The 15,019-nt window shown below is 56.6% G+C and carries 10 protein-coding genes and 3 tRNA genes; 11 read left to right on the forward strand and 2 right to left on the reverse strand.

All coding sequences use genetic code 11. The annotated features are described in order from the left end of the window. Positions 1-47: 47 nt before the first annotated feature. Positions 48-242, forward strand: a complete 195-nt coding sequence (locus PSH86_RS10060) for a DUF6021 family protein (RefSeq protein WP_109751635.1) — start codon at positions 48-50, stop codon at positions 240-242. A 43-nt stretch (positions 243-285) separates the two neighbouring features. Here PSH86_RS10060 and pbpG read toward each other — a convergent pair whose 3' ends face one another. Further along, positions 286-1,224, reverse strand: coding sequence for a D-alanyl-D-alanine endopeptidase (gene pbpG / locus PSH86_RS10065; RefSeq protein ID WP_109751636.1), 939 nt, complete (start codon positions 1,222-1,224; stop codon positions 286-288). A gap of 342 nt (positions 1,225-1,566) precedes the next feature. Further along, positions 1,567-2,421 carry a bifunctional methylenetetrahydrofolate dehydrogenase/methenyltetrahydrofolate cyclohydrolase FolD gene (gene folD / locus PSH86_RS10070; protein WP_109751637.1) on the reverse strand — a complete coding sequence of 285 codons (855 nt, stop codon included), beginning with the start codon at positions 2,419-2,421 and terminating at the stop codon, positions 1,567-1,569. A 281-nt stretch (positions 2,422-2,702) separates the two neighbouring features. Here folD and PSH86_RS10075 point away from each other — a divergent pair. The 10 genes from PSH86_RS10075 (at position 2,703) to PSH86_RS10120 (ending at position 14,831) form a co-directional block, all read left to right on the forward strand. Next, positions 2,703-2,779 (forward strand) — tRNA-Arg (locus PSH86_RS10075). 41 nt (positions 2,780-2,820) lie between these two features. Continuing rightward, positions 2,821-2,896 (forward strand) — tRNA-His (locus PSH86_RS10080). A 58-nt stretch (positions 2,897-2,954) separates the two neighbouring features. Further along, positions 2,955-3,039 (forward strand) — tRNA-Leu (locus PSH86_RS10085). Positions 3,040-4,486: 1,447 nt separating this feature from the next. After that, complete coding sequence (ltrA, locus tag PSH86_RS10090) at positions 4,487-6,190, forward strand: group II intron reverse transcriptase/maturase (protein WP_305489498.1); 1,704 nt, start codon at positions 4,487-4,489, stop codon at positions 6,188-6,190. Between the two features lie 129 nt (positions 6,191-6,319). Continuing rightward, positions 6,320-7,630 carry a trigger factor gene (gene tig / locus PSH86_RS10095; RefSeq protein WP_109751639.1) on the forward strand — a complete coding sequence of 437 codons (1,311 nt, stop codon included), beginning with the start codon at positions 6,320-6,322 and terminating at the stop codon, positions 7,628-7,630. A gap of 93 nt (positions 7,631-7,723) precedes the next feature. Continuing rightward, the gene (clpP, locus tag PSH86_RS10100; RefSeq protein ID WP_003183177.1) at positions 7,724-8,365 is read left to right on the forward strand and encodes an ATP-dependent Clp endopeptidase proteolytic subunit ClpP; all 642 of its coding nucleotides are present in this window, start codon (positions 7,724-7,726) and stop codon (positions 8,363-8,365) included. 107 nt (positions 8,366-8,472) lie between these two features. Then, the gene (clpX, locus tag PSH86_RS10105; RefSeq protein ID WP_109751640.1) at positions 8,473-9,756 is read left to right on the forward strand and encodes an ATP-dependent Clp protease ATP-binding subunit ClpX; all 1,284 of its coding nucleotides are present in this window, start codon (positions 8,473-8,475) and stop codon (positions 9,754-9,756) included. A gap of 160 nt (positions 9,757-9,916) precedes the next feature. Continuing rightward, the gene (gene lon / locus PSH86_RS10110) at positions 9,917-12,313 is read left to right on the forward strand and encodes an endopeptidase La (protein ID WP_109751641.1); all 2,397 of its coding nucleotides are present in this window, start codon (positions 9,917-9,919) and stop codon (positions 12,311-12,313) included. Positions 12,314-12,462: 149 nt separating this feature from the next. Continuing rightward, on the forward strand, positions 12,463-12,735 hold the full coding sequence (locus PSH86_RS10115) for an HU family DNA-binding protein (RefSeq protein WP_002552737.1): 273 nt from the start codon (positions 12,463-12,465) through the stop codon (positions 12,733-12,735). Between the two features lie 224 nt (positions 12,736-12,959). Then, positions 12,960-14,831, forward strand: a complete 1,872-nt coding sequence (locus tag PSH86_RS10120) for a SurA N-terminal domain-containing protein (RefSeq protein WP_176688251.1) — start codon at positions 12,960-12,962, stop codon at positions 14,829-14,831. Positions 14,832-15,019 lie beyond the last annotated feature (188 nt).

The raw sequence follows: 15,019 nt of genomic DNA on the forward strand, positions 1-15,019 counted from the left end.
ATCGTCAGGGTCGGGCATTTTCCGACCGCGATTGGAGGAAGGCACGCATGGCACAATCGAAAACACCTACGGGGCCACATTCGTCAGAGCATTCCAGCGGCGACGACCTGGGTTTCGATCCGGACTCGCCGGATCTTGATGATCCCCAGGTCGATCCGATAGGGCCGGCCAAGGCGCCGCTGGACAAGAAGGATGAGCGCAAGCCCAAGCCCTATGATCCGCTGGGTGACCTGAAGCCATAAACAAGAAAGCCCCGACGAGTCGGGGCTTTTTTATGTCGCGCAATTATTTGGAGGCTTCCACCACGCCAGTCTGACGGCTCTTGAGATTCTTGGCGGCCTTGTATTGCAGGGCCACCGCCGGCACGTCGGCGCTTTTCCCGGTCTCGACCCAACTACGTATCCGGCTGGCATCGGCGAAGTGCGTGTACTTGCCGAACGCGTCGAGGATCACCAGGGCCATTGGGCGATTGCTCATCTTCGTCACCAGTACCAGGCAGTGGCCGGCCTCGTTGGTGAAACCGGTCTTGGTCAACTGGATATCCCAATTGGCCTTATGGACCAAGTGATCAGTGTTGCGAAAGCCCAGGCTATACACCGGTTTGCGGAAGGTAACGGTCTTTTCCTTGGTAGTGCTCAGTTCGCTCAGCAGAGGATACTTGCGTGCGGCGATCAGCAGCTTGGTCAGGTCCCTGGCGGTCGAGACGTTGTGGGTCGACAGGCCCGTCGGTTCGACGTAGTGAGTGCTGGTCATGCCCAACGCCTTTGCCTTGGCGTTCATGGCGGCAATGAACGCCGCGTAGCCGCCCGGATAGTGGTGGGCGAGGCTGGCGGCGGCGCGGTTTTCCGAAGACATCAGGGCGATCAGCAGCACGTCCCGGCGCGACAGTTCGCTGTTGAGCTTGACCCGGGAAAACACCCCCTTCATCTCTGGGGTGTTGGCGATGGTGATGGAAATGTACTCGTCCAGGTTTTGCTTGGCATCCAGCACGATCAGACCGGTCATCAGCTTGGTCACCGACGCGATGGGCACCACCACGTCCGGGTTGCTTGAATAAACGACCTTGTCCGTCTGGAGATCCAACAGGATCGCGCTGCCTGAAGCGACTTGCAGCTTTGACGTATCCCGTGGGGCCGCGATGGTTTCCTGCGCGTAGACATCCTGTGTGGTGAAGGTGCCTGTGAAAACGAAGAACAGGCTGAGGATCGAAAGACGGATTTTCACGCGAGTGGACTCGATAGAGTTGAAGGTGCCGTTGAGCAACGACTTTTAAAAAAACGTCGCATTTTAGGAGTATGGGCGACAGCAGCGCTATATGCCTGTATCGCCAAGGCTTGTGAATAAATAAAGTTTAATGAAGGGCGATTTTGGCGAATCGAATCTGAAAAATTTGTAATTTGCGCGATCCAAAGACGCGGTCGAGGCCTGGCGGCTCAAATCCGACTGCCAAAAACACCTGTGGGAGCGAGTTTGTTCGCGATGGCGGCGTGTCAGTCAACTTGGAGGTTGGCCGGTCCACCGCTATCGCGAGCAAGCTCGCTCCCACAGGGTTTTGATTGGCGCGTATCAGCTGTGCAGCGTTTCGGCCGCGTACAACGTGTTCTCCAGCAGGCAGGCGCGGGTCATCGGGCCTACGCCGCCGGGTACCGGCGTGATCCAGCCGGCGCGGGGCAGGGCGGTCTCGTAGACCACGTCGCCCACCAGCTTGCCGTCTTCCTGGCGATTGATGCCCACGTCGATGACGATGGCGCCTTCCTTGATCCACTCGCCCCTGACCAGGCCGGGTTTGCCGGCGGCCACCACCACCAGGTCAGCGCGACCGACATGACCGGCCAGGTCCTTGGTGAATCGATGGGTCACGGTCACGGTGCAGCCGGCCAGCAGCAGCTCCATGGCCATCGGACGGCCAACGATGTTGGATGCACCCACCACCACCGCATCAAGGCCATACAGGTCCACGCCAGTGCTTTCCAGCAATGTCATGATGCCTTTGGGGGTGCAGGGACGAAGCAGTGGGATACGCTGGGCCAGGCGCCCGACGTTATAAGGATGGAAGCCGTCGACATCCTTGTCCGGGCGGATACGCTCCAGCAGCTTGGAGGCGTCGAGGTGTTCAGGCAGTGGCAGTTGGAGCAGAACGCCGTCGATGTTCGGGTCGTCGTTCAGGCGATCGATCAGATCGGCCAACGCTTGCTGGGTGGTTTCGGAAGGCAGGTCGTAGGCCTGGGAAAGGAAGCCGACCTCTTCACAGTCTTTACGCTTGTGCGAGACATAAACCTGAGAGGCAGGATCGCTGCCGACCAGGATCACCGCAAGGCCGGGCGTACGCAGGCCTTGCTGGCGGCGCTCGGTGACTCGTTGGGAGATCTGCTGGCGCAGGCTGGCGGCGATCGATTTGCCGTCGATAAGTTGTGCAGTCATTGCGCGTGGTTAACCATCGAGAGGGGAAAAAAAGAGAACGCATTCTCGCATGCCGGGGCGCGAGGGCAAAGGCGCTTGGTCTGCAAATTCCCCTAACCCCTTTAATTAAATGAATTTTTTTTAAAAAAGAGTTGACGACCTATCAGGCCGTCTATAACATTCGTCGCACTTGTCGGGCACAGCCTAGCACTGGTTAAGAAGGTTGAGCGGAGTTGGTTGTTTCAACTCGGTAAAACTGAAAGCACTTAGTTTGTAATCGTCCAAGAATACAGATTAAAAAGGCGCCCGTAGCTCAGCTGGATAGAGCATCCGCCTTCTAAGCGGATGGTCGCAGGTTCGAGTCCTGCCGGGTGCGCCAATTAGGCAGCTTTGGCACAAGTAAGGCAACAAGGCAATATGGTGGGCGTAGCTCAGTTGGTAGAGCACGGGATTGTGACTCCCGTTGTCGTGGGTTCGATCCCCATCGTCCACCCCATATTCTAGAAAGGCGCCAGATTTAACGGTCTGGCGCCTTTGCTTTAAAAGCTTGATACGCGGATGTGGTGGAATTGGTAGACACACTGGATTTAGGTTCCAGCGCCGCAAGGTGTGAGAGTTCGAGTCTCTCCGTCCGCACCATACAAGTCGCTATTTAAATAGCAGGAAACGGCGCAGTACCTGAAAAGGGCTGCGCCGTTTTTGTTTTCGGTGGTTCTGTGTTTGGCGTCGTTACGGTTTCTTGGGGTTGTGCGCAGCGGCCGATTCGTCGCGAATATGTTTCGTGATGATGCGCGGTATGTCCGTCGGTCTCCTTGTGAGGCCGGGAGCTGCACCATCGGGCAAGCTGCTTCTATATATAGAAGCATTGGCGCAGAGCCCTGGGCTGAATCGACTGTATTTGCAATCCGGGTGGGGCATGAGCGATTGCCTCGTCCTAAATCCGGCGCCTGTTTCCAGCGTGTTTTCAGTAGGGTGACTTCTTGAGTTTGACCTACTAGAATGCATGCCCTTGGTGCGACACGCGTGGCGTGTCTCCTAAACTTCGAGGTGTAGAGTCATCTTGAAGGGTTTTCGAAAGAGAGCCGAGAGCTTGGGTACCCAACCCCAAGAAACAAAACCCTCCCAGAAGTCCAATGCCTTCAAGGACTTGCCGCAGCGGCGGTGGCAAACTCAAGGTCGATTAGCGCTCGGTAGCTCGACCGCAGTACTGGATTTTCCGGTATTGGAGTGCCTACTACACATCAGCCCTATTCAGGGCTAAACCCATGCGGGAGAGAATCCCCGCTGGGGTTCCCTCCTGCTTTTGAAACAGGAGGTAACAATTCTTTGGGCATGCTGCCTCGGCAGTCCCTGCTCACATCAAACCGGAGACATGAGCGAAAGCTCTGTCTGTCATTGTCCATCTACCTTGCTCGCAAGGTGGCAGCGGACTCGTTGTGCGACCAACGATAGCCTAGGAAGACATGCGTCACTGGTAACGGTGAGGTGTGAAGCTCTTCCAACAATGTAGCCCCCGTATGGGTGCGTCTTCGCCGTGAGGCGGAGCGCAGATGCTCGGAGCAGTACCGGGTTGAGGCGCTAGGCTGGCTGGTATGGGTAACACAAGTGAACTGCTAATAAACGTCGTCAGCATTACGGTGCCTAATCTGCTGATAGGCATTAACCAAAAAAGGTGATGCGACCGGTTGTTCTGGTCAAGGGTCGGAACACGTCGTCACATAAGGTCGTCGGCGAATAGGCAGACTCTAACCCAGTCGTGTGACAGGCAGGGAACGTGGTAAGCCCGTATAGCTGCCTTCGGGCAGGTGAACCGCAAGGTGATCCGTTGGCTGTGCGGGTATGGGATCGCAGAGAAAGCGAAAGCCGGGCTGTAATGGCCCGGATAGGGGCTGGAACATTGCTCCACGGGAAACCGGGCAGACTTCTGCGTGGTCTTTCGTCGCATGAACTCTGAGTGAACCTGTCTCAATAAACCTAGAGATCCAGCTGTAACGGATCTTCTATTAATCCAACCCTGGCGGGAGCGTCCATTCCCGTCAGGGGATGTGTGCGTCTTTCGCTTGGGGCAACTTGAGAGGAAGGCAGCATGTTAGAACATAGCCAATTGGCCGTGTCTGCGCCTTCCGGCGCTCCGCAACAATGGCATGACATCGATTGGTGGCGTGTTCAGCGGAATGTCCGGGCGATGCAGATACGGATTGCGAAGGCTTGTCGGGAAGACAACTGGCGCAGGGTGAAAGCCCTGCAACGGATGTTAACCCGCTCACGCTCGGCCAGATACTTGGCCGTACGGCGAGTCACTGAAAACCAGGGTAAGCGCACGGCGGGAGTCGACCGCGTGCTCTGGGATACACCCGATGCCAAATGGAAGGCGGCAAATGGGTTGAAGCGCCATGGATATAAGCCGCGGCCTTTACGGCGTGTGTTTATTCCGAAGTCAAATGGAAAGGAGCGTCCTCTGGGCATCCCGACCATGACGGACAGGGCTATGCAGGCGCTGTATCTGCTGGCTCTGGCGCCTATTGCAGAAACCACGGGTGATCCAAATAGCTACGGCTTCAGGATCGAACGCTCTACGGCGGATGCGATGGGGCAGCTGTTCGTTTGCCTATCCAAGAAGGTTTCGGCCCAATGGGTTTTGGAGGCGGACATCAAAGGCTGTTTTGACCATATCAATCATGACTGGCTTATCGCCAACGTCCCAACGGACAAAGTGGTTCTCCGGAAATGGTTGAAAGCTGGTGTGATTCATAAAGGCCAGCTACAGGCAACGGATGCCGGTACGCCACAGGGCGGGATTATCTCGCCCACCTTGGCAAATTTGGTGCTGGATGGGCTGGAATCACAACTCAAGCTGTACTGGGGGGTGACAAAGGCCAAGAAGCTGAAAATCAATGTGGTGCGTTATGCGGATGACTTTGTGATAACTGGAACCTCGCGAGAGGTGCTGGAAACGGAAGTCAGACCTTGGGTAGAGCAGTTCCTAGCAGTACGGGGGCTGCAGTTGTCACTCGAGAAGACGCGTGTCGTCCATATAAAGGAAGGCTTTGACTTTCTAGGTTGGAATTTCCGCAAGTACGATGGGAAGCTTCTGATCAAGCCAAGCAAGAAAAACGTGAAAGCGTTCTATAGCAAGGTAAGGGAGGTCATCAGTACCAGCAAAACGGTAAGGCAGGGGGATCTGATCCGACAGCTGAATCCGATACTGCGTGGCTGGGCGTTCTATCACCAGCCTGTGGTAGCCAAGAAAGCGTATAGCCGCATGGATTACATGATCTTTCTGGCTCTATGGCGTTGGGCAAAACGGCGACACCCTAAGAAAACACTCCAGTGGATCGGAGCGAAACACTTTAAACCCATGAAGGGGCGCAAAGGGGTGTTTGCCACCGCGACGATGAATGACAAGGGAGAGATGCGAACGATCGAGCTGTATTCGCTAGCGAGCACTCCGATCGAGCGACACAAGAAGGTGAGTGGGGAGTACAACCCCTTCGACCCTTCTATGGAGGAAATGGGCGAGAAAAGGCGTATGGAACAGATGCTCAAAAGGCTGGCGTACCGTAAGCAAATCTTGAGCCTTTTCCAGAGTCAGAAAGGATTGTGTCCAATGTGTAAGTTACCGATTACGAAGGAGACGGGGTGGCATGATCACCACATTCTGTACCGCACAAAAGGCGGTGGAGACTCCCTAAATAACCGGGTACTATTGCACCCCCTTTGTCACCAGCGGCTACACGCTCGCGGATTGACAGTGAACAAACCGGCTCCCCTTACCGGGGGTTTTGATTAGGCCCGAGCCGTATGCGAGGAAACTCGCACGTACGGTTCTTAGGGGGAGGTGGGCCAGTAATGGCCCATCTCTACCCGACATTCTGGGGTCGGAAACGCCCGGCCAACGTCTGTGCAACGAGGAATATCCATGCAAGTTTCTGTTGAAAATACTTCTGCTCTTGAGCGCCGCATGAGCATCACCGTGCCGGCTGAGCGCATCGAGACTCAGGTCAACAAGCGTCTGCAGCAGACTGCCCAAAAGGCCAAAATCCCAGGTTTCCGCCCAGGCAAAGTGCCAATGAGCGTGATCCGTCAGCGTTACGAAGCTGATGCGCGTCAGGAAGCCGTGGGTGATGTGATCCAGTCTTCGTTCTACGAAGCGGTCGTCGAGCAGAAGCTGAACCCGGCCGGTGCTCCGTCCGTCGAGCCGAAAGTGCTGGAAAAAGGCAAGGACCTGGAGTTCGTCGCCACGTTCGAAGTGTTTCCTGAGTTCACGGTTGCCGGTTTCGAATCCATCGCTGTCGAGCGTCTGAGCGCTGACGTGTCGGATGCCGACCTGGACAAGATGCTGGACATCCTGCGCAAGCAGAACACTCGTTTCGAAGTGACTGAGCGTGCTGCCCAGAACGAAGACCAGTTGAACATCGATTTCGTCGGCAAGGTCGACGGTGAAGTGTTCGCTGGCGGCTCCGCCAAGGCTACCCAGCTGGTGCTGGGCTCCGGTCGCATGATCCCGGGCTTCGAAGACGGCCTGGTTGGCGCCAAGGCCGGCGAAGAGCGCGTTCTGAACGTGACCTTCCCTGAGGATTACCAGAACCTGGACCTGGCAGGCAAAGCCGCCGAGTTCACCGTGACCGTCAACAGCGTTTCCGAGCCGAAACTGCCTGAGCTGAACGAAGAGTTCTTCGCCCAGTTCGGCATCAAGGAAGCTGGTCTGGAAGGTTTCCGCACCGAAGTTCGCAAGAACATGGAGCGTGAGCTGCGCCAGGCCATCAAGTCCAAGGTCAAGAACCAGGTCATGGACGGTCTGCTGGCTTCCAACCCGATCGAAGTGCCAAAGGCCCTGCTGGACAACGAAGTGAACCGTCTGCGCGTCCAGGCTGTTCAGCAGTTCGGCGGCAACATCAAGCCGGATCAGCTGCCTGCCGAGCTGTTCGAAGAGCAAGCCAAGCGCCGCGTCGTGCTGGGCCTGATCGTCGCCGAAGTGGTCAAGCAGTTCGAACTCAAGCCTGACGAAGCCCGTGTTCGCGAGTTGATCCAGGAAATGGCTTCGGCCTACCAAGAGCCTGAGCAAGTCGTGTCCTGGTACTACAAGAACGACCAGCAACTGAACGAAGTCCGTTCGGTTGTGCTGGAAGAACAAGTTGTGGATACTGTTCTGCAGAAAGCTAGCGTGACCGATAAAGCGGTCTCTTACGAAGAAGCGGTCAAGCCGGTGGAAGCTCCACAAGCCGATTGATGGTTCTGCGGTAAGAAATAAACACCCATAAGCCAGCCTTCGTGCTGGCTTATGCGTATTCAAGACATAACTATTTGGGAGTGACTGCGAGACATGTCCCGCAATTCTTTTTATCAGCAGAGCTCTGACATCCAGGCCGCAGGCGGCCTGGTCCCGATGGTTATCGAGCAGTCCGCCCGTGGCGAACGTGCCTATGACATCTACTCGCGTCTGCTCAAGGAACGCGTCATCTTCCTGATCGGCCCCGTTGAAGACTACATGGCCAACCTGGTCGCGGCGCAGCTGTTGTTCCTTGAAGCGGAAAACCCGGACAAGGATATCCATCTGTACATCAACTCACCTGGCGGTTCGGTGACTGCGGGCATGTCGATCTACGACACCATGCAGTTCATCAAGCCTGACGTTTCCACCATCTGCATCGGCCAGGCCTGCAGCATGGGCGCCTTCCTGCTCGCCGGCGGCGCAGCGGGCAAGCGTCACTGCCTGCCTAACTCGCGGATGATGATTCACCAGCCATTGGGCGGCTTCCAGGGCCAGGCGTCGGATATCGACATCCATGCCAAGGAAATCCTCCACATTCGTTCGCGTCTTAATTCATTGCTGGCCCATCATACGGGCCAAAGCCTCGAAACCATTGAGCGCGACACCGAGCGTGACAACTTCATGAGCGCCGAGCGTGCAGCCGAATACGGCCTGATCGACTCCGTGATCAACAAGCGTCAAATGCCTGCCTAAGCCGCTCAAAATGCAGGTGGTTGGGATGACCGGCCGCCTGCGGGCTTGAAAAAGCCCGCAATTGCCTTCATCTTGTGTTGCAAGCCTATCGGATTTGGATCGATCGAATGACTGACACCCGCAACGGCGAGGACAACGGCAAACTGCTTTATTGCTCCTTCTGTGGCAAAAGCCAGCATGAAGTACGCAAATTGATTGCCGGCCCCTCGGTCTTCATTTGCGACGAGTGCGTCGACCTGTGCAATGACATCATCCGCGAGGAGGTGCAGGAAGCCCAGGCCGAGAGCAGCGCGCATAAATTGCCTTCGCCTAAAGAAATCAGCGGCATCCTTGATCAGTATGTGATTGGTCAGGAACGTGCGAAAAAGGTACTGGCCGTAGCGGTGTACAACCACTACAAGCGCCTGAACCAGCGTGACAAGAAAAATGATGAGGTCGAACTCGGCAAGAGCAACATCCTGCTGATCGGCCCGACAGGCTCGGGTAAGACCCTGCTTGCCGAAACCCTGGCTCGCTTGCTGAACGTTCCGTTCACCATCGCCGACGCAACCACCCTCACCGAGGCTGGTTATGTAGGTGAAGACGTCGAGAACATCATTCAGAAGTTGTTGCAGAAGTGCGACTACGATGTGGAAAAAGCCCAGATGGGCATTGTCTACATTGACGAAATCGACAAGATTTCCCGCAAGTCCGACAACCCGTCCATCACCCGGGATGTTTCTGGTGAGGGCGTGCAGCAGGCCCTGCTCAAGTTGATCGAAGGTACGGTCGCTTCCGTTCCGCCCCAAGGTGGTCGCAAGCATCCGCAGCAGGAATTCCTGCAAGTCGACACCCGTAACATCCTGTTCATCTGCGGTGGTGCGTTCTCCGGCCTGGAAAAGGTTATTCAAAACCGTTCCACCCGTGGTGGCATTGGTTTCAACGCCGAAGTGCGCAGCAAGGAAGAAGGCAAGAAAGTCGGTGAGTCCCTGCGTGAAGTCGAGCCTGACGATTTGGTCAAGTTCGGTCTGATCCCGGAATTCGTCGGTCGTCTGCCGGTCCTGGCAACGCTGGACGAGTTGGATGAAGCCGCGTTGATGCAGATCCTGACCGAGCCGAAAAACGCCCTGACCAAGCAGTATGCCAAGCTGTTCGAAATGGAAGGTGTAGACCTGGAGTTCCGTTCCGACGCGCTGAAATCGGTCGCCAAACGTGCCCTGGAACGCAAGACCGGTGCCCGTGGGTTGCGCTCGATTCTCGAAGGTGTATTGCTCGACACGATGTATGAGATCCCCTCGCAGTCCGAGGTGAGTAAAGTCGTGATCGATGAAAGCGTTATAGAAGGCAAGTCCAAGCCACTGTATATCTACGAAAACAGTGAGCCGACTGCCAAGGCCGCGCCGGACGCTTGAGCGTCCCGCTGCCGGAACAAAGAAGGGGCCTTCGGGCCCCTTTGCTTTTAGCGCGTTTTAGACGTGTCTAGTGCTTGTTTTTTTTCAAGGCTGCCCCCATCTTGGTTTCAAGCTTACTTCCATCTGTTTCCGGCCTTAGGGCCGCCGTAGAGGCGAAATCATGAAGACAACCATCGAATTGCCTCTCCTGCCATTGCGCGATGTCGTGGTGTATCCGCACATGGTTATCCCGCTGTTCGTGGGGCGCGAGAAGTCCATCGAAGCCCTCGAGGCTGCGATGACGGGTGACAAGCAGATTCTCTTGCTGGCTCAGAGGAACCCTGCTGACGATGATCCTGGCGAGGACGCACTTTATCGCGTAGGTACGATTGCAACGGTTCTGCAACTGCTCAAGCTGCCTGACGGCACCGTCAAGGTCCTGGTTGAAGGCGAGCAGCGCGGTGCTGTGGAGCGTTTCAGCGAAGTGGACGGCCATTGCCGGGCCGAAGTGTCGCTGATCGAAGAAGTCGATGCGCCCGAGCGCGAATCAGAGGTGTTTGTCCGCAGCCTGCTGTCTCAGTTCGAACAATACGTGCAACTGGGCAAGAAGGTGCCTGCAGAGGTCCTGTCGTCGCTTAACAGCATCGATGAGCCGGGCCGGCTGGTCGATACGATGGCGGCCCACATGGCCCTCAAGATCGAGCAGAAACAGGAAATCCTCGAAATCATCGATTTGTCCGCCCGTGTCGAGCACGTGCTGGCATTGCTCGACGGCGAAATCGATCTGCTGCAGGTCGAGAAACGCATTCGCGGCCGCGTCAAGAAACAGATGGAGCGCAGTCAGCGCGAGTACTACCTGAATGAGCAGATGAAGGCTATTCAGAAGGAACTCGGCGACGGCGACGAAGGCCACAACGAAATCGAAGAGCTGAAAAAGCGCATCGATGCCGCTGGTTTGCCCAAGGATGCACTGGCCAAGGCCCAGGCCGAGCTGAACAAGCTCAAGCAAATGTCGCCGATGTCGGCCGAGGCCACCGTGGTGCGCTCCTACATCGACTGGCTGGTCCAGGTGCCGTGGAAAGCCCAGAGCAAGGTACGCCTGGACCTGGCGCGAGCCGAAGACATCCTCGACGCCGACCATTACGGCCTGGAAGAGGTCAAGGAGCGCATCCTTGAATACCTCGCCGTGCAGAAACGCGTGAAAAAGATTCGTGGCCCTGTCCTGTGCCTGGTCGGTCCTCCCGGGGTCGGTAAAACCTCCCTGGCGGAGTCGATTGCCCACGCCACAAACCGAAAATTCGTACGCATGGCCCTTGGCGGCGTGCGCGACGAGGCGGAGATTCGTGGTCATCGCCGTACCTACATCGGTTCGATGCCAGGAAGATTGATTCAAAAGATGACAAAGGTTGGCGTGCGCAACCCGCTGTTCCTTTTGGATGAAATCGACAAGATGGGTAGCGACATGCGCGGCGATCCTGCCTCTGCATTGCTCGAAGTCCTCGATCCCGAGCAGAACCACAATTTCAACGATCACTACCTGGAGGTCGACTACGACCTGTCGGACGTGATGTTCCTCTGCACCTCCAACTCCATGAACATTCCGCCAGCATTGCTGGACCGGATGGAGGTGATTCGTCTGCCGGGCTACACCGAGGACGAGAAGATCAACATTGCCGTGAAATACCTTTCGCCCAAGCAGATCCAGGCCAACGGCCTGAAAAAAGGCGAGCTGGAATTCGACGAGGAAGCGATTCGCGACATCATCCGTTACTACACCCGCGAAGCCGGTGTGCGTGGCCTGGAACGGCAGATTGCCAAGGTTTGCCGCAAGGCGGTCAAGGAGCACGCGCTGGAAAAACGCTTCGCGGTCAAGGTCACTTCGGACCTGCTGGAGCACTTCCTGGGCGTACGCAAGTTCCGCTATGGCCTCGCCGAGCAGCAGGACCAGATCGGCCAGGTGACTGGCCTGGCGTGGACACAGGTCGGTGGTGAGTTGCTGACCATCGAAGCGGCCGTGGTGCCGGGCAAGGGGCAGTTGATCAAGACCGGTTCCCTGGGCGACGTGATGGTCGAGTCGATCACCGCTGCGCTGACCGTGGTTCGCAGCCGCGCCCGGAGCCTGGGCATCCCCCTGGACTTCCATGAGAAGCGTGACACGCATATCCACATGCCTGAAGGGGCTACGCCCAAGGACGGCCCTAGCGCCGGTGTAGGCATGTGCACGGCCCTCGTCTCGGCGTTGACCGGTATTCCGGTGCGCGCCGATGTCGCGATGACAGGTGAAATCACGTTGCGCGGCCAAGTCCTGGCGATCGGCGGTCTGAAGGAAAAACTGCTGGCGGCACACCGTGGCGGGATCAAGATCGTGATCATTCCTGAAGAGAATGTCCGCGACCTGAAGGAAATTCCTGACAACATCAAGCAAGATCTTCAGATCAAACCAGTTAAATGGATTGACGAGGTCCTGCAAATTGCGCTGCAATACGCGCCGGAGCCCTTGCCGGATGTGGCTCCGGAGATTGTCGCGAAGGAAGAAAAGCGAGAGTCTGACTCTAAGGAAAGAATTAGCACGCATTAGTACGCATTTGCCTGGGGGGCTTTCTTGACAGTTTTTTAGAGCCCTTGTTATAAAGCGGCTCTTAAGTGTCTGCAGGCCATTCAGCACTCGTTTTTTGCTTTCACCAAAAAAACTTAGAATCATCTCAAATAGATATAAGGGGACTTAGAGTGAACAAGTCGGAACTGATTGATGCTATCGCTGCATCCGCTGATATCCCGAAAGCTGCTGCTGGCCGTGCGCTGGACGCTGTAATCGAATCCGTCACTGGCGCTCTGAAGGCTGGCGACTCCGTTGTTCTGGTTGGTTTCGGCACCTTCTCCGTGACCGATCGTCCTGCTCGTATCGGTCGCAACCCGCAGACCGGTAAGACGCTGGAAATCGCTGCTGCCAAAAAGCCAGGCTTCAAAGCTGGTAAAGCACTGAAAGAAGCCGTTAACTAAGGTTTCGTTGAGTTTATCCGGGTCGGGGTCATGCCTGGCTTGGCAGCGGAGCGGTAACACGGCCGGTTGCAACCGGCCTGGCACACCAGGGCTTGCAGGTTAGGGCCCGGTCCGCTCCGCCAGTTACGAGAAGGCGCATCCTCGGATGCGCCTTTCTTCTATCCGGATTCTACCCACGCTCCACGGTTGCCTAAATTTGAAGTTCAACCGTTTCTGGGGGACGCATGCTGCAGAATATCAGGGACAATTCACAAGGCTGGATTGCCAAGACCATCATCGGGGTCATCGTCGCATTGATGGCGTTGACCGGTTTCGATGCCATTTTCAAAGCCACCACCAACAGCAACGAAGCGGCCAAGGTCAACGGCGAAAACATCAGCCAGAACGAGCTGAGCCAGGCGGTCGACATGCAACGCCGTCAGCTCATGCAACAGCTGGGCAAGGATTTCGACGCCTCCCTGCTGGACGAAAAAATGCTGCGCGATTCGGCGCTCAAGGGCCTGATCGATCGCAAGCTGTTGCTGCAGGGCGCACACGATGCCAAATTCGCTTTCTCCGAAGCTGCGCTCGATCAAGTGATCCTGCAAACGCCTGAGTTCCAGGTCGATGGCAAATTCAGCGCCGAGCGTTTCGACCAGGTGATCCGCCAGCTGGGTTACAGCCGTATGCAGTTCCGCCAGATGCTGGCTCAGGAAATGCTGATCGGTCAGTTGCGCGCAGGCCTGGCAGGCAGCGGTTTCGTCACCGATGCCCAAGTGCTGGCATTTGCCCGCCTGGAGAAACAGACCCGTGATTTCTCCACCTTGAACATCAAGGCTGACCCGGCGTCCGTCAAGCTGACCGATGACGAGGTCAAGGCTTACTACGACCAACACGCGAAGGAATTCATGACGCCTGACCAGGTGGTCATCGATTACCTCGAACTGAAGAAAGCCTCTTTCTTCGATCAGGTCAGCGTCAAGGACGAAGACCTGCAAGCGGCCTATCAGAAGGAAATCGCCAACCTGTCCGAACAGCGTCGGGCTGCGCACATCCTGATTGAAGTGAACGACAAGGTGACCGAAGCCCAGGCCAAGGCGAAGATCGAAGAGATCCAGGCTCGCCTGGCCAAAGGCGAGTCGTTTGAAGCGTTGGCGAAGGAATTTTCCCAGGATCCAGGTTCGGCGAACAACGGTGGCGATCTCGGTTATGCCGGTCCAGGCGTCTACGATCCGGAATTCGAAAAGGCCTTGTATGCGTTGAACAAGGACCAGGTCTCGGCACCGGTACGCACCGATTTCGGCCTGCACCTGATCAAGCTGCTGGGTGTCGAGGCGCCTGAAGTGCCTACGTTTGCCAGTCTCAAGGACAAGCTGACCCGCGAGCTGAAAACCCAGCAGGTGGAGCAACGTTTTGTCGAGGCGACCAAGCAACTGGAGGATGCCTCGTTCGAAGCGTCCGACCTGGCGCAACCAGCCCAGGATCTGAAGCTGACCGTCCACACGTCGGCTCCGTTCGGTCGCGAAGGCGGCGAAGGGATTGCGGCCAATCGTGCCGTGGTCACCGCCGCGTTCAGCCCGGAAGTACTGGATGAGGGTGCCAACAGCACCGCCATCGAGCTGGACCCGGAAACCGTCGTGGTGCTGCGTGCCAAGGAGCACCGCAAGCCTGAGCAACTGCCGCTGGACAAGGTGGCAGGGCCCATTCGTGCCCAATTGGCCAAGGAGCACGCCAGCGCAGCGGCCAAGACCCGTGCTGACGAGTTGATCGCCAGCCTGCGCGATGGCAAGACTGCATTGGACAAGCCGATCGAGGGCCAAGGCTGGAAAACCGCCGAGGCAGCCACCCGCAACCAGGAAGGCATCGACCCGGCGGTGCTGCAAGCACTGTTCCGCATGCCCAAGCCTGAATCCAAGGACAAGCCGACGTTCAGCAGCGTGACCTTGCCTGACGGCAGCCTGGTGGTCGTACGTCTGAACGGCGTGAACGAAGCGGCGGCACCGACTGACGAAGAGAAGGCTGAATATCGTCGTTACCTTGCGTCCCGTGTGGGTCAGCAGGACTTTGCGGCGTATCGCAAGCAGTTGGAGAGCCAGGCGGATATCAAGCGTTTCTAATTGCTTGATGCTTTTTCAAACTTGGTTGTGATGCTGTTCAGTTAGAAAAAAACGGCGCTTCTTCAGAAATGGGAAGCGTCGTTTTTTTTGCTTCGTTTTTTCGGAGATGGGGGATATACACACCAAACCAGGTAAAAACCACGCCTCTCGGAGCGGAATGTCAAAATCTTCATTAACCGGCTCTAGTA

Source organism: Pseudomonas sp. FP2300 (assembly GCF_030687595.1).
Lineage (GTDB): Bacteria > Pseudomonadota > Gammaproteobacteria > Pseudomonadales > Pseudomonadaceae > Aquipseudomonas > Aquipseudomonas bijieensis.